Source organism: Paenibacillus sp. FSL P4-0338, assembly GCF_038002365.1.
GTDB lineage: Bacteria > Bacillota > Bacilli > Paenibacillales > Paenibacillaceae > Paenibacillus_AQ.
The window spans coordinates 4,621,708-4,638,157 of record NZ_JBBOCG010000001.1 but is presented as its reverse complement, the minus strand read 5'-3'; the positions used below and the strand labels follow the sequence as shown (position 1 = coordinate 4,638,157).

The 16,450-nt window shown below is 44.9% G+C and carries 12 protein-coding genes; 11 read left to right on the top strand and 1 reads right to left on the bottom strand.

What is annotated here, in order from left to right:
• The first annotated feature begins 94 nt into the window (after positions 1 to 94).
• The 3 genes from MKZ07_RS20380 to MKZ07_RS20370 are packed head-to-tail and all read left to right on the top strand — an operon-like array spanning position 95 to position 3,006.
• The gene (locus tag MKZ07_RS20380) at positions 95 to 625 is read left to right on the top strand and encodes a type IV pilus modification PilV family protein (protein ID WP_036694697.1); all 531 of its coding nucleotides are present in this window, start codon (positions 95 to 97) and stop codon (positions 623 to 625) included.
• Complete coding sequence (locus tag MKZ07_RS20375) at positions 609 to 1,145, top strand: prepilin-type N-terminal cleavage/methylation domain-containing protein (protein ID WP_051493419.1); 537 nt, start codon at positions 609 to 611, stop codon at positions 1,143 to 1,145. Before MKZ07_RS20380 ends, MKZ07_RS20375 begins: the two co-directional genes overlap by 17 nt.
• Positions 1,146 to 1,158: 13 nt before the next feature.
• A complete protein-coding gene (locus MKZ07_RS20370) occupies positions 1,159 to 3,006 on the top strand; it encodes a hypothetical protein (protein WP_036694698.1) in 1,848 nt (615 codons plus the stop codon).
• Between the two features lie 71 nt (positions 3,007 to 3,077).
• Here MKZ07_RS20370 and MKZ07_RS20365 read toward each other — a convergent pair whose 3' ends face one another.
• Positions 3,078 to 7,649 (bottom strand): DUF5057 domain-containing protein, encoded by a 4,572-nt coding sequence (locus tag MKZ07_RS20365; RefSeq protein ID WP_036694699.1) that lies wholly within the window; start codon positions 7,647 to 7,649, stop codon positions 3,078 to 3,080.
• A 308-nt stretch (positions 7,650 to 7,957) separates the two neighbouring features.
• On the opposite strand from MKZ07_RS20365, the gene MKZ07_RS20360 reads away from it, so the two are divergent.
• From MKZ07_RS20360 to MKZ07_RS20325, 8 genes are all read left to right on the top strand, one after another.
• Entirely contained in the window at positions 7,958 to 9,622 is a 1,665-nt protein-coding gene (locus tag MKZ07_RS20360) for a GspE/PulE family protein (RefSeq protein WP_341028064.1), read from the top strand.
• A 19-nt stretch (positions 9,623 to 9,641) separates the two neighbouring features.
• A complete protein-coding gene (locus tag MKZ07_RS20355) occupies positions 9,642 to 10,691 on the top strand; it encodes a type IV pilus twitching motility protein PilT (RefSeq protein ID WP_084648907.1) in 1,050 nt (349 codons plus the stop codon).
• Positions 10,691 to 11,896, top strand: a complete 1,206-nt coding sequence (locus MKZ07_RS20350) for a type II secretion system F family protein (RefSeq protein ID WP_036694703.1) — start codon at positions 10,691 to 10,693, stop codon at positions 11,894 to 11,896. The genes MKZ07_RS20355 and MKZ07_RS20350 overlap by 1 nt, the downstream gene beginning before the upstream one ends.
• 188 nt (positions 11,897 to 12,084) lie before the next feature.
• Entirely contained in the window at positions 12,085 to 12,555 is a 471-nt protein-coding gene (locus MKZ07_RS20345; protein WP_051493420.1) for a type II secretion system protein, read from the top strand.
• A gap of 86 nt (positions 12,556 to 12,641) precedes the next feature.
• Positions 12,642 to 13,391 carry a prepilin peptidase gene (locus tag MKZ07_RS20340; protein ID WP_036694704.1) on the top strand — a complete coding sequence of 250 codons (750 nt, stop codon included), beginning with the start codon at positions 12,642 to 12,644 and terminating at the stop codon, positions 13,389 to 13,391.
• Between the two features lie 15 nt (positions 13,392 to 13,406).
• On the top strand, positions 13,407 to 15,032 hold the full coding sequence (gene pilM / locus MKZ07_RS20335; protein WP_341027301.1) for a pilus assembly protein PilM: 1,626 nt from the start codon (positions 13,407 to 13,409) through the stop codon (positions 15,030 to 15,032).
• Positions 15,016 to 15,621, top strand: a complete 606-nt coding sequence (locus tag MKZ07_RS20330) for a hypothetical protein (protein ID WP_036694706.1) — start codon at positions 15,016 to 15,018, stop codon at positions 15,619 to 15,621. The genes pilM and MKZ07_RS20330 overlap by 17 nt, the downstream gene beginning before the upstream one ends.
• A gap of 209 nt (positions 15,622 to 15,830) precedes the next feature.
• On the top strand, positions 15,831 to 16,436 hold the full coding sequence (locus MKZ07_RS20325; protein WP_084648908.1) for a DL-endopeptidase inhibitor IseA family protein: 606 nt from the start codon (positions 15,831 to 15,833) through the stop codon (positions 16,434 to 16,436).
• Positions 16,437 to 16,450: the final 14 nt, after the last annotated feature.

Genomic DNA, 16,450 nt, shown 5'->3' with positions numbered 1-16,450 from the left:
GCTGCCGGAGGAGAAAGAATATAATGGAAGTAGGTAGAAAGAATCGGGATGTGCAAACACGAAAGATCTTCAGGGCGAGGGGCGGGAGAATAGGATGAAAGCGGGTCCTAAGCAAGAGCAAGGATTTACACTTATTGAGGTGCTTGCGGCGATTATTATTTTATCGATAGTCTCCCTGGTGCTTACGTCTTATTTTATCAATGCCATGTCCTACGCCAAAGCCAACCAGAACAAGACTATCATGGTCAATCTGGCACGGAATGCGCTGTTTTATGCGGAGAAGCAGGATTTTGATGAATGGGAACCTTATTTGAAAGCGAAGGGTAATATAGGCTTTGCAGATGTTTGCATTGATGTGCCTTGTAACTATAGCAGTCTGGTAAAGGACGATGCAGTATTGCAGAAAGTGCTCAATCCCAGCATTAATGGTATAACCTATATGATTAACATTTCTTACCAGGCGGAAATTTATAATCAGATGAAAATATCTGAGGATATGATCAAGCAAAGGTCGGCCGATTATCTTATTCCTGTGCTTATCACTGTTAGAAGTCCTGAGAAGAATGGCGGAAACTCCGCCCAGACCGTTGTGGAGGGATATATAACAGATGAAGAGATTCGCTAATCTTCTCCGCAAAGAGCAGGGATTGACGTTGATTGAATTGATAGCTGCTATTACATTATTTGCGATGATAGTTGGAATTATTTCCGGAATAACAATGTTTGGGTTCCGCAGCTATCATAAAATTACAATTGAAAATTCATTGCGAGATGAAGCGGATGTTATTATGTCTGCAATCATTACTAAACTATATACATCTGGTCCAGATAAGGTTGGTAATATATCTAACGGTAGTGGTGTGGAGATTTTTTCAAGCTCGAATGGAACAACTCTTATTCAAAAAATATTTATAAAGGATGGGAAGCTGGTTATCGGCGATAGTAGTGCTGTTGCTTCGGAGGATTCAATTACTGCTACAATCTCAGATTTAAGCGGATCAACAATCAAGTTTAAAAGCTCATCGGAATTATGCAGAAATAACGTATCTTGCGATACTGGACTTATTGAGATCAACCTTGTTCTGGTACAAAAATTTGAGGGCAGAGATTATAAGATGGAGCTTGAGAGTCAATTCGGATTTTAGGAGGCGTATATTAATGTCTGAATTTCCACACCGGAATAGAATATTGGTTCGTCTTCAAAGGGAGTGTGGTTCAGCACTAGTTCTCGTGATGTTCATCGTCTTGTTATTAACGATTCTGGGCTTAACGGTGCTTGGTGCAGCAGTTGGAGGAGGCCAGAGAGCTGAGACAAGAGAAAGTGATGTACAGACCCTACATTTAACAGAAAAATCTTTGGAAGAAGCAACTGCGTATATTACGTCTGGACTTAATGGTAAGAAGTTAAGCCCGGATGATTTGAAAGATACGATACTTAATAACATCAATGAGCTTTTGGCCACTCAGGCGTCTGTACAGACAGACTTTGAGAATGCTGAAGGTACAATTACTAAGATAACTTTTGATAATCCTGAAGAAGCAGCTACAACCTTGAAATATAATTTAACCTTAACAGCCATAGCCAGGGTAAACGGGGTAAAAAGACAACTACAGCAGCAGTTGATTATTGATGCCAATCCTGACTTTTTGAAGTACGCATTAGGCTCGGAAGGGGATGTAATTATTAATGGGGCTCCATTAATACAAGGAAACTTATATGCCGGTGGTAAACTCAAGTTAAGGGATTTGGCCTATTACAAGTTCATGGGCAGCACTACCCGAGAGAGTGAGACTGTTTATCCCATAGTATCGCAAATAGCGAAAGGGGACGACTATGGAGATATCTATGTTCAATCATTAAACAGTATTGAATATGCAGCTGGCAGTGGAGATTATAATCCAATAAATTATAGTACCAGTACAGCCGGATCTTCATCTGAAGTAGAAGGAGATACTATATCCACAGAAGACAATATTATTAACAAAAATTTGAAGGAGGTTTTGGGATTAGAATTGAACTCTAGTTCAACTGACCCGATAGTACCGCTGGATAATATTAAAATAAAAAAGCAGCAAAAGTTTGTGCAAATTGATGTCGAGGAATCATTTAAAGATAAATTGGCGGAAGCTACTAATGAGACTAATAGAGAGATGCTGAAAAAATATTTTATAGAACGTGATCCCAACACTATCTTTACTTATCCAAATACGTTCGAGAGGTTGCACAATGAATCGCATCCAATTGGTCCGCCTGATCCGGAAGATCCTGAATTTGAGAGGAAAAGTGGCGAATACGAAAGTGCATTGAAGGTGTATACCGATAACTTAGCTGAACTAACATTACTCACATCCAATGCGGTAATGGAAGACAATTTGGTTGTAAATGGGATTGAGTATAAAGGTATACAGTTTTCAGAAACAGCCAAGGAAAGCTCACAGTGGCTGATTATTAAAGGGGATTTAATTATTAATAACGAAACAAGAGTAGACACAATAAATGTATCGGGAAATATCCTAGTCACAGGAGACGTAATTATTAAAGGGAAGGTTAATTTTGACTGTACAATGTTTGTGCTGGGAAAGGCTACTATTGACGATGCTATCATTCATGGGCTCGCAGGCAAGCAACTGGTGTTGATCTCCAGAAAAGATATGCTTGTAAACCGGGTTGATAAATTCAGCAGTCAGGCTCCTGAACGAATGGATGCATTCTTGTATACAGAAGGGCAAGCTGTATTGTATGGTGTAGGAACTACATTAAGTATTAACGGGGGAGTCTTTTCCAAAGGAGATTTGACTATTAATGCAGTGGTAGGAGAAGTGTTTCAGCCCTCTTATCCGAGTAGTGCAACCCCGCTTCTATTTAAGGGTGGAGACTATAGACGCTTGCAAATCAAATACGATAAATCTGTATACGAAGCGCAAAAGGCTGGACTTCCTCGTGTGAATCAAGTCAATGTCACAAAGGGAGCATTGAAAATGATTCCGATTACAGCTCAACCATAGAAGGTATATATTAGCATAGCGAAAGGACCTCCCTTTAACAGGAAGGTCCTTTCGCTATGCTGTAAAATGAATTAATATCGATCGCCAGTCTCTTCAACAACTTTGATACGAATTTGAGCTGAAATCGAGCTTCCCTTATAGTTGACTGTGACCACAGAATTACCTGGTGATAGTCCTCTGATTTGTCCAGTGTTAGGATTCAAACTCAAGATATCATTATTCTCATTACTCCATGCTAGATTGTTTGCAATATCATTTATTTTTATTGAACTAGGATGGGTATATAGACGCGGGAGTAATTGTTCCGATTGTCCTACTAGAATTGTAACCTCATCTGTCGTGTTAAAGCTTAGGGATTCAAGTCCAATAATATTAATAATATGTTCGTCGCTTAAGCTACCCGCCGTAGCTCTTACGGTTACTGATGATCCGGATTGCATGTTAGCTTTGAGTATATATTTAGTAGCACTTACTTTGGTTAATGTAGCATATTCATTTCCAGCAATGATCTCCCAGTCATTGATCTTTAGGGGATCAGCATCATTCGGGAAAATAGCAAGATTCAAATATATTGCTGTACCTGTTAAGATTTCTGTTTCTCCCTTAATTTCAATAGAAGTCGCAGGATTGGTAACTTTGATATCTTTTGTTGCTGTAAGGATAGTTACACCATCTTCAAGTCTAAATGCTTCTACCTTAATAGTGAAGGCACCACTTTGCTGAGGAATATAAGTCTTATGCAGTTCGTCATTTCCAGCTTCGAGTTCTCCTCCAGAATGATCCCATCTATAGCCGATCTTGGGATCATTGGCAGGTGAATAGATAGCTTCAAGTGAAACCCTATCTCCAATAATCACTGGATTGTCGCCACCTATAAGCTCCAAAGTAGGTATGGTAGGTGTAGTAGGTACAGAATTATCTATAACAGGTCGATTTATAACAGTAACCTTAATCTTTTTGGAAGGGCGATTACTGGTAGTTGTATCCGTTGCCTTTACCGTAATATTAGCTGATCCTAAAGCCAATCCACTAACTACACCATTATTTAAATCTACACTCACTGTACCTGGGCTATCAGAATCCCATTCCAGTCTTTGATTCGTAGCATCTGTAGGAGTAACTGTAGCAGTCAGCTTACGGGATTCACCTAAATAGATAGTGGTATCGTCTGAATCCAGCTCAATAGCAGACACTTTCGTTACAGCCTCCAAATGAATTGAAGGGAAACTTACGAATACGCGCGGTATCGGTGTAGGAACTGGCGTAGGCGAAGGTGTTGGTGTAGCAGTTGGTGAAGGTGTTGGTATTGGTGTGGCTGTTGGAGCTGCAGAAGGCGTAGGAAGCGCACCGACATACGTATATTTCCCTATCGTTATTCTGCCAGTAAAGGATTTTCCGATTATCTGGCCCTGGAAAGTACCAGAAGTGCCCGTAATATCAGCTAATGGAGCTAGTACCGTTCCCTTAATTGGACCGCTGGAAAGGGTGAGAGTAGTTGCCTCAGGAAAGTTATAGACAATGTTGTTTTCATCTACTCCAGAAATAGATGTATTTCCTTTGAGAGTTGAAGAAGTACCCAATACATTAATTAGCACTGATGAATTATTAGGCACTTTTATATTAACTGGATTGGCATTGTCTATCACATTTGCAGGAAGTGTAAACACGTTTAAAGTGCCATTAGTTCCAATCAGATCTAAAGTATTCCAAGGCCAAAGTTTGTAATCATCTGTTTTGAATTGAGTTGCCAGATGTTTTGAGATCTTCGTAAGATAAGTAGCTGTTGAACTGAAATCAATCAACGTACCTCTGGTAATTGTACTAGTATCCTTATCTGGAACAGGACCGCCATGAAGCACACGGCCGCTTACTCCGCCCTGATTGCTTGGTGAATTATAATTCCCACCCGCTACTATCGCATAAGGGACGCTCGTTCCATTCTCTGTATTAATATTTATACTCTCAGTAAGATTAACATCTCCACCTGCAGCAACGTTACCCTTGATGCCATCATTAGAGAAGGTGAAATTTTGTAGAACGAACACATTATAATCACCAGCAACACCAAATGGGGAATTAGTTGTAGATATTGATGGATTAAACGTAGCGGCAGGAGCTGGCGTCACAGTTGGTGCGACCGTTGGTATGACAGTTGCAGTTGCCGTAGCAGTTGTAGTTACGGTAGGTGTTGGTGTAGCAGTGGCTGTAACAACACTACGGAGATCCTCGAAGTTTAATTTCGTTTCGGCAAGTGAATACTTTCCGGCCGCAGTGACCTTAAGATTAACTGTAATTACAATAGGTGTTGTTTGAGGATCAAAAAAACCATTATTATTTGGATCGGGTTTGTAAGTGATGCTGCCTAATTTTTTGGAAATAGTAATCCCGCTGGAGGCAGTACCTGTGCTGCTTACACCATCAGGTAAGGGATCTACAATAGCAATATTAGGCGGCAAAATATCTTCGAACTTTACATCCGAGACCTCAAGGGATGAAGCTATGCTATCTGTTGCGCTTAAGTTGGCAGGTTTAATAGAGACTGGGAGTACAGAGTATTCCATAGAAAAAGTCTCGTTTACTCCGATTTTCCCGTCAGTCATGTTACTTGAGCTGATCCTTTTTCTGATATCCAGATTTGCTGTTGATAACTGGGTTTGTGTTACAGATACATCTAATAGCTTGGTAGAAACAGCGCCTCTTCCATCCATGGCGCTAATTTCTATTTGGAGTGTACCCCCACTAGGCAATGGATTAGGAAAAATACGATAGATGCTGTCTCCTGATTTGATTGCAGTGTCATCAAACGTAATATCTGTTAGATAGCTACCGTTAACCTTGAATTTCACACTAGTAATTAAGTTAGTATCGTAGTGTTCAGGATCTTTTGCAGAATACTTAAGAACAAACTGTTTCTGATAAGCTGGGAATTCGCTAGCAGGTGCATCAACTGTAATAACCGGAGCATGATTGGATGAAATATAGTTATGGTGTATAGCATTAACAAGCAGTTTGTTCCAGATATCTGGCGTACTTCCCGTAAATAATTGAGCGTTGCTCAGGTAAACGGAATTTCCTTTAGAGTAAGCGAAATAATGATTATAGCTATCATCTTTGTCCTGAGAGTCTGCAGCGAAATTGTACCAAGGAATCACATCGTTATCTTCAAGATTTAGTGTGAAGGACGAGTTTTTGCTTCCAGAAAGTGATAAATCGGAAACAGATGACAGTATACCGGTGGCTCCATCTATTTCACTTGTATAGAACGGATATTGTGCCTGTAAGAAACCGTTAACTGCAATAATATTGGCAGATTGGTTGGCTGCACCAGGACTGGCAAGAAGTGCCGGATTCTGCTGCCCGATTGTTTGAAGCGTTTCCGGAGTCCAGTTATCCGAATTACTGGAAGTAGTATCGAAAAGATAGATGACTCCCTGCTTAGTATCTGCATATTCTTTTACAGCAGCAATAGCGGCACTAGTGAGCGGAGAGCTAGTTTTGTAAATGTCAGAGAAATTAACGACCAATTCATCGTAAACACTATTAAGACCATATTTCGGTGATGATGTATCTTTAGTGCTTACATAGTTGTTAAACTCAGTTGCGGACATAGAGGTCATGCTCAGTTGATAATCTTCTGAATTTTTGAGATAGTCAGGCAGCGTAATCCCGGTCCCTACCTGAAGGACTCTGATAGCAGCTGAATTCTTACGGTATCGTATAGCTCCGGTCTCATAATCCTTCAACTGCTGTCCACTACTTGATTCGGTAATTTCAAGCTTCCAATGTAACAATCCAGAATAAGTGGCAGGTAATTTATAACTGAGGATATTATCTGAATTTTTATTGACGGTCATTGAGGCTACTACTGTATCTTCCGTAAATGTGTGGATTCCTTCACTAAGTAGCAGTTTAACAAATACAGGATGCTCAGCAATATCTTCTACGTTTGCAACATTAATATTAAAACTAAGCGTGTCGCCTGCTTTGTACAGATGACTATTCTGTCCATAATCTTTAATAGCTGTTCGGTTAGAAATAGTTAGGTGGGGGCGTTGTTTGAGTTTGTATGTATACTTGGATTCGCTGCTTGAGAGTTCTGCTGCAAGTTTGGCCAGTTCATTGTCATTTACAAACACAACATTGTTAAGAAGAGATTTGGTCCGGTAAATATTAAAGGTGTTGTATAGTACACCGTGTTGGGCAGTAGTTTGATTCAGGAAGGGTGCGCTATGGAGAAAAACATAGAGTCCCTTGTTAATAAATTCATCGACAATTTCGTTTGCTTTTAGTTGAGTGATGTCATTCATTGAAGCTTCAGTGATTACAGAAGGGTCTTGGATGCCTTTCTTATCATATAGCCCTTTACCGATGTATATAGCGTCATACTTACCGTCAAGATCATCATGGAGAGCTATAAATCTTTTCATACTAACCGTGTCTATATCCATAACAGAGGAGGAAATTCCACTGGTTTTGAAGTCACTTGCTCCACTCTCGGTAATCTCCAGAATTCTGGGTTTATACTCTGTATTTCCTGCAAAAACATCTATCATCAGGTGTCTTGCAGTCAAGATTAACAGTAAAGTTACTAATATAAGCGCTGGAAAAAAAAGAAGTTTTCTCTCTTTAACATGCTTCATCATCATCATCTCTCCCTGGCCGATATATATCGTATGCTTAACTGTCAATAAAGATTGCATTATGTTAAATTATGGGTTGACTTGGCGGTGTTTTCATTGTAAAAATAACCAATCTATGCTATATATCATTCTAGGACATATTTAGTAGATAGGCAATTAAAAGATGCGCATATTTTACTAAAAAATGAGTCTATATAACTATTAAATTTGAAATGTTATTACGAATACATAAGTTTGAGCCAGTGGACCGTCTGGGATATATAGGGAATAATGGATTGAAAAAAATTGAAGCGCTGTGGAGTGAAACGGATATGGCCATCATGAAAAAGAGGCTGGGAGATCTGCTCGTAGACAACGGAATTATCTCGCAGGAACAGCTTGAAGAGGCGCTCGTGGAGCAACGTAAATCCAAGCGCAAGCTGGGAGATCTGCTGATTACCCAGGGCTATATCACCGAGCAGCAACTGATAGAAGTACTGGAATTTCAGCTTGGGATTCCACACGTCAGTCTGTTCAAATATCAGATTGACCCTGCAATTACACAGATTATTCCCGAGAGCATGGCAAAGCGTTATCAAGTGCTTCCGTTCATGAAAGAAGGCAGCAAACTGATGGTGGCGATGGCTGATCCGCTGGATTATTTTGCAATTGAGGATCTGCGCATGAGCACTGGATTTCGTATTGAACCCGCAATTTCCAGCAGGGACGAGCTGACGCGGGCCATCGCCCGCCACTATGGCATGCGGGACTCCATGAGCCAGATGATGGTAGAGCTGCCTACACAGGAAGAGATTGAAGAAACCGAGATTACAGACGAAGATTCGCCAATAGTTAGACTTGTGAACCAGATGATTCAACAGGCTGTTTCACTGAGGGCATCGGACATCCATGTAGATCCCGGTGAAAATAACTTGTCAATCCGTTACCGGATCGACGGAACACTGCGTACAGAGCGAATTATACCAAAGCAGATGCAGGGGTACATTACGGCAAGACTCAAGATAATGGCAAAGCTGAATATTGCTGAGCGGCGTCTGCCGCAGGATGGCCGTATCAAGATGCAGTTTGATTACAAAATGGTCGATATCCGCGTATCCTCCCTGCCAACCATGCATGGAGAGAAGATCGTTCTCCGGCTACTGGATTTAAGTACTGGAGTGAAGTCGGTGGACAGCCTTGGTTTCAGTGAGGGGAATGCTGCAGCTTTTCAAGAGATGATCAGCAAGCCTTATGGTATCCTTCTGATTACAGGACCTACGGGCAGCGGTAAAACAACAACCCTATATGCGGCGCTTAATCAGTTAAACACTGAGAGTGCCAATATTATAACTATAGAAGATCCGGTGGAGTATCAGCTCGAAGGGGTTAACCAGGTGCACGTGAATCCGGCCATTGGGCTGACCTTCGCAGCAGGGCTGCGTTCGATTCTCCGTCAGGACCCCAACATTGTGATGGTAGGGGAAATACGGGATACAGATACTGCAGAAATTGCAGTTCGCGCCTCGCTTACAGGACATTTGGTACTGTCAACACTGCATACCAATGATGCAATCAGTACGATTTTACGGCTGCGCGATATGGGTGTTGAGCCCTACTTAATAGCTTCTTCCTTGCTTGGAGTAGTAGCACAACGGCTGGTGCGCAAGATCTGTCCGGATTGCCGTGAGGACCATAAGCCAACCGAACAGGAATCAATTATGCTGCGCAGGCACGGACTGCCAGAGCATGTGATTTATCATGGCAGGGGCTGTGGCAGCTGCAATAATACAGGCTATAGAGGCCGGATCGCGATCCACGAGGTGCTGACAATCAATGACCGTCTGCGTCAGCTCATTACTGAATCGGCATCGATTGAAGAACTGCGTGCAGCAGGGAAATCGCAAGGCATGGTGCAGTTAATGGAGGATGGGTTCCTGAAAGTCTCCAAAGGAATAACCACCTTGCAGGAAGTCATGCGCGAGACAGTTTTGCATTGAATTTTAGGGGGAGACGAGAGTGCAAGCTTGTTCATGGGATATTGTTCAATTGCTGTATAAGACTTTTGCATCGAAGGCCTCAGACTTGCACATTTCGGTAGGTTCTCCGCCGGTTATGCGGATTGACGGGAGACTTCAACCGTTGGAAGGTGAGAAGATTAGCCCAGGAGAAGCAGTCTATATGGCAGATATGCTGCTTGGCAGTGAGAGAAGTGTAGAGTTCCGCAATATCGGGGAACTTGATTTCTCGTACCCCTTGGACAGTGGAGTAAGATACCGCGTGAACGTGTACCGGCAGCGTGGCGAAGTGAGCATTGCGGCTCGGGCTATTCCCGTTGAGATTCCAAGCCTGGAACAGCTGTCGCTGCCTCCGGTACTGTCCAGTCTGGCAATGAAACCCCAAGGTCTGATTCTGGTGACGGGACCGACCGGTAGCGGGAAATCATCCACACTGGCGGCGATGTTGAACTACATTAACCGGACAGCCAGTAAACATATTGTTACGCTTGAAGATCCGATCGAATTTCTGCATACGCACGGAACCTGCCTGATCGATCAGCGTGAGGTGGGCAGCGATACAGGAAGCTTCGCCAGCGGGCTTAGGGCAGCTCTCCGCCAAGATCCGGATGTAATTCTGGTAGGTGAAATGCGGGATCTGGAGACTATCTCGGCTGCCGTTACCGCAGCAGAGACAGGTCATCTTGTGATGGCCACTCTGCATACAACCGATGCGCCGCAGACGATAGACCGGATTATCGACACGTTTCCGGGTCATCAGCAAGGACAGATCCGCTCACAGCTGGCCTCCGTACTCTTGGCTGTGCTCTCCCAACGTTTGTTTCCACGAGCTGGAGGGAAAGGGCGTCTGAGTTCAACTGAATTGCTGATTAATACACCGGCGGTGGCCAATCTTATCCGGACCGATAAAACCCATCAGCTCAAGAATGTGATGCAAACCAGCCGCGCCCTCGGTATGCATACGCTGGAGATGAACATCCGTGAACAATTGCAGCTGGGGTTGATTCAGCCTGAGGCTGTCAAAGGTTATCTCGCGGAGGTGAGTAGCTGATGGCTCAGTTTGAATATCAGGTTAGAACCAATGCCGGAAAGCAGCTCAAGGGGAAATTGACGGCTTCAGACAAGGCAACGGCGATGGACGAGCTGCGCAAGCGGGGGCTCACAGTGTTCTCGCTCTCCGAGCAGAGAACATCATTCCTGTCGACGGAGATCTATATCGGCAATCCGGTGAAGACGATCCACTTCATCATTTACTGCCGCCAATTTGCAACACTGATGCGGGCTGGAGTATCCATTGTAGATGCCACCCGTATTCTCGCAGAGCAGACAGAGAGCAAAGCACTGCGCAAAGCGCTTCATGATGTCAACTCCAGCCTGCTGCGCGGGATTTCGCTGTCCCAGTCGATTCAGGAGCATAAGAAGATATTTCCTCCGCTGTTCGTCAGCATGATCCGCGCCGGCGAAGAATCCGGTGATCTGGAAGGGACGCTTGAGCGGCTAGCTGTATATTTTGAGAAACGGCATACCACTACTGAGAAAATCAAGTCAGCGCTGACCTATCCAGTCACAGTTGCTGTTATGGCTATTGCGGCAGTTGTATACCTGTTGTGGGCGATTGTGCCGCAGTTTGTAACCATGTTTGAATCGATGAATGCCGAGCTTCCGGCTATCACTAAGATGGTGCTCGCGCTCAGCAAGAGTATACAGGGGCAATGGTACATCTGGTTCTTCGCCATTATCTTGCTTGTGACAGGTTTTCAGATAGCCAAGCGAACAGAAAAAGGCGCATATGCACTTGATTACGCCAAGCTTAAGGTTCCGGTGTTTGGCAAGCTGAATCAAAAGGGTTCGATTGCCCAGTTCACACGTACTTTTGCTTCACTCTATGCCAGCTCGGTGCCGATTCTTCAGGCACTGTCCATCTTGGAAGAAGTGGCTGGGAATAAGGTGATCGGCGGTTATATCCGCAGTGCCGGGGACTCCTTAAGACAGGGCAAGCCGCTCTCGGAGCCGCTGAAGAAAGCCTGGGTATTCCCGCCGCTGGTTACACAGATGATCGCCATCGGGGAAGAGACCGGTGCGCTCGATCAGATGTTATCTAAGGTAGCGGATTTCTACGAAATGGATGTAGAGAATACCGTCGACCGTCTGAAGTCCCTGCTCGAGCCGCTGCTGATTGCCTTCTTGGCTGGAGTAGTAGGCGTAATTGTCGCAGCGATTATGCTGCCGATGTTCAGTCTTTACGGCAATATGTGAGCCATGTGCTCCTTGCATAGATTGAGAGGGGTGAAGCTAAGCGGGTGGACCGGGGGAAGCGTAAGCAGACTCCTCAACTAGCTGGGATAAGATAAGTACATTTCGATGGCAGTAGTAAGGATGCAAGTGATTAAGGAATAACGGAGTATCGGTCATATTATTTAATATATTTATAAGGGGGAAATGGTATGTTGGCACAAGCGATTCGGAAGAGATTGGGCAAGGCGGTTAAAGAGGAAAAAGGGTTTACGTTGATTGAGTTGTTGGCGGTTATTGTGATTTTGGGGATTATTGCGGTTATTGCGGTTCCTTTGATTGGGAATATAATCAATAAATCAAAAGAGGATTCTGATCTCGCTACAGCACGTCAAATTTATGATGCTAGTAGACTGTATATTACTGCTGAAAAAAATGGTGTTTTTGAAACTGTAACTATCAATGATGGTGATACTGATAAAACGAATGATTTAGTTCATGCCGGATACTTGGAAAATCCAATATATTTGCCAAGCAATAAAGAATCTATTACAGGTGGGGCGGTTACTTATACTAATGGCGCGCTTACAGGCGTTTCAATAACTACTTCATCTCATGCTGGTACAACAGGTAGCCCTGCAGTTACGTTTACTGCAACTCAAATACTTACATCAAAAAAATAATATAGTCGTATATAGATTATTCCCCCCTAAGGAATCGGAATTCCCGATTCCTTTTTTAAAATCCACCAGACAGGAATCGATGATTCATGACAATCTTCATAGCAGTATACATCATGCTTATCGGCCTGATTCTGGGCTCATTCTATAATGTAGTGGCATTGAGGGTGCCTGCGGGGGAGTCGCTGCTGCGGCCGCCGTCGCATTGTACAAGCTGTGGGACAAGTCTTACTGCACGAGACCTGATGCCGGTGCTGAGCTACCTGCTGTCCAGTGGCAGGTGCCGTCACTGCGGGGCGAGGGTTTCGCCGCTGTATGTGTTGGGAGAAGCGGCAACAGGGCTCTTGTTTCTGTGGGTGTATGTGCAGTTTGGCCTGACTGGCAAAGGGGCTATCGGGTTCGTGCTCGTCAGCCTCGCGGTGATTGTAACGGTGGCTGATCTGAGATACATGCTGATCCCGAACAAGGTTTTGTTGTTTTTCCTGCCGCTGCTGTTGGTACTGGTGATCTCTTGTTCAGAGGGTCCGCTGTGGTCCCACTTGCTGGGTGGAGCTGTTGGTGGTGTTATTGTACTGCTGCTGGCCCTGTTCGGGGGTATGGGTATGGGAGACGTGAAACTGTTTGCGCTGCTGGGCTGGGTGGTCGGCTTCCCCAATGTAATTCTAGCTTTCCTGATCGCCTGTGCGCTGGGTACTGTGGTGGGCGGTACATTAATATTGCTGGGCAAGATACAACGCAAGCAGCCGGTCCCGTTTGGACCTTGGCTGGCTGCAGGTTCACTGATTGCTTTCTCTTACGGTTCACATCTTATCAGCGGTTATCTCGCGCTCATCCGTTAGGAGGAACTTTATAGCATGTTTGGAATAGGTAACAAGGCCGCCGGTATTTCTATCGAGCAGACTGGAGTTCGTTATATCAGCTTCAAAAATAATAAATCAAAACAAATCCATAAAAAATCTTTTATCCCCCTGTTGCCGGGAATGATTGTGGAGAACCAGGTAGCTGATAGTGAGGCCCTTCTCGACCGGTTAAAACAATGGGTCAAAACCAAAGGGCTCCGTGGAAGCAAGGTTAGTCTGTCCATTCCTCCTTCACAAATGATCATCCGAAAAATGACGATTCCCAGCACCAACGAAAAGCAGATTGAACAATTGGTTAAGCTGGAGGTTGAAACCGGACTACATTTGCCGTTTGAGAACCCGGTATACGATTACGTGATTACCGGACAGGATACAGATGAGAGCCAACTGATTATTTTGGCTGCACCGCGCAAGGTCGTCCAGGATTACGTGGATGTACTGGAAGCTGCCGGCTTAAAAATCAAAAGCGTTGAGGTATCGGCAACAGCTCTTGCACGTAGTATTGTGGCAGGCTATGGGCATGCATTTAATGAGACGATGCTGATCCATTTGGAGCAGTCCCTGCTTGATATCTATATGTTCCGCAACGGTAATCCGGTGTTTATGCGGACTATAAATTTGATCGATCTGGCACATCAGCAACCGTTGAACTTTATTGAAGATCAACCGTTCCTGGCAGAAGCAGAGGTTGCAGCAACCTCACAGGATTATTTGTCATCGGAGCAGATAGTGGAGATTACAGCAGAAATTTCCCGGATGTTGAGCTTTTACCAGTACAGCTTGCATGATGGGACTACCAGGATTACCGAGTTGCTGATCACAGGTTCCCCCGAAATGCGAAGACAGCTGCAGCAAGAGTTGCTAGGCGCTTTGCCGGAGCTGGCCATAGCCCCCATTGCCGTAGATCAGTTCGCAGAAGGCGCCAAGCCGGATTTCAGCCTGAACGATTATCGGGTAGCTGCTGGAACGGCACTTCACACTCCTGAAATTCGCAGTATCAACCTGTTGCCCCGCGAGGATCGTGAGACGATCGTGTTCCCGTATGTCGCCATAACGCTTGCCGCAGTATGGTTGCTTGCTGCGGTGGGAACTGGGATTTTGTACGCTTCTGTACATAACGACTACGTGGACCAGAGCATACAAATTCAGAATATCCAGGAACGAAATACTATACTGCAATTGGAACTGACCGGTCTGAATAAGGGTGGGACTGGAAGCGGGAATCTTGACCGTACTGCCATTATTGAAGCACTGTCCACAAGCAGAGCGGATGCTGCCGCTGTACTCGATGAGCTGAAAGCGAAGCTTCCCTATGCTGCAGTTATTCGTGAGATCAGCTATGCTTTTCATGGTGACTTACTGCTGACTGTGAATTTTACAGCTATGGAGCATAGCGGAACTTATTTATCAGCGCTGCGGGAGATGTCATTCTCCCGGAAGGCGGTTATTGAGAAATTGTCGGAAGGAGCATCAGATATAACGACTGGCGGTGTATCCAATCTGATGAAGTACACCGCAGTGTTCAGAGTCGGGATGGCCCCTGCTGCTGCGGAGCAGCAAACGGCAGATGCGCAGACTGTCACGGAAGGAGACTCGGACAACAGTGGAACAGATCAATAAATACCGCTCACAGATCGTCATGGGTATTTTGATTTTATTCCTGCTCCTTTTTATTTTCTATATGCTGGCTATTCGTCCGGTAAACAGTGATGTGTCGGCGCAGAATACACAGCTCACCCAGTTGGAGCGGGAAAAGTCAATTTTGGAGAATAAGATCAATGAACTCAAAAGCTCCGGCGGCAACATTACTCCAGACGAAGAAACGGAGCTGACAGCGATTCCGCTTGGTGATGGCAGCGAATCTTTGATTAATGACCTCAAAAGCATTGGCGACAGCTCGCATGCGAGATTGAAGGATATTGGCTTCTCCTTACAGGATTCAAGTACAGCAGGTACATGGACTGGATTATCAGCATCCGTAACAGGATTGCAGGAAATTAAAATGACAGCTATCGTAGAAGGTGGCTATGGCGAGATTCATGAGTGGCTAAAACAGTTGAACGCTATACCAAGAATGCTCACCGTAGATTCCTTCTCCTTCCAGCAACCCTACGAATTTCCTACTCGGATGAAACCAGGCAGTATCCTAACGGCTAATGTGTCTTTTACCGCGTACTTTGAAGCGACAGCACCTAAGTCTGGTAATTAAGCTGTACCCTATCCCGCTCCCCCCAACTCTGCCCCTCCATTTACACGGAAGGCAGAGTTTTTTTACGCTTTCCCCCCATTACCCGTTTATACCCCGGGGTGGTTTGGGTATTACAGGTTACGGGCTATTGTAAGGTATAGAGTACTTATCGCAGCAGCTTAGTCTGGGGCAGGCTTCGGACTACCACACAGGAATATGAGGAGGCGTTCATGATGAACAAAAAATGGATGATCGGTTCACTGGCATTATCACTGGGTCTTGTCTCTGCAGGGGGCGGAGCGCTTGCGGCTTCACCGGTGGCAAGTATTGAGGGCGTAAGGACGGTTGCGGCGTCTGCACCGGGCAAGGAAGGGCCGGCTACCATTAACAATCTCACTGAACGGAGCGTTGTTCCCTTGGTGGTTCATGCCAAGAAGCTATATACGTATGCCAGCCGGGGAGGCAATGTATTCAGCCCGGAGTTGTTCACTTATAAAGCACAGGAGTACCGCTATCTGTCGAGCGATCTGAGCTCGAAGCAGCAGCTGATGAGCTATATCAAGAAGGGGTTCACGCATAATGCGGCCGCCTTCTATGCACAGACACAGTTCCTGGAGCATGAGGGCCGCATGGCACAGGTCAATTCCGATCTGGGCAACTCGCTGGATTTCACCAGAGCAACTGCACGGATGGTCTCCAAGACTGCACAGGCGGCAGTGTTCGAGCTGACTGTACCTGCGGAAGGAGCGAACGGGTCTTCCGAAGTAGTAACAGTGAAGCTGAAGAAGGTGAGCGGCTACTGGAGAATTGACATGTCGCCGGATACTCTTTTCTAAGCAGCGGCTTCAGG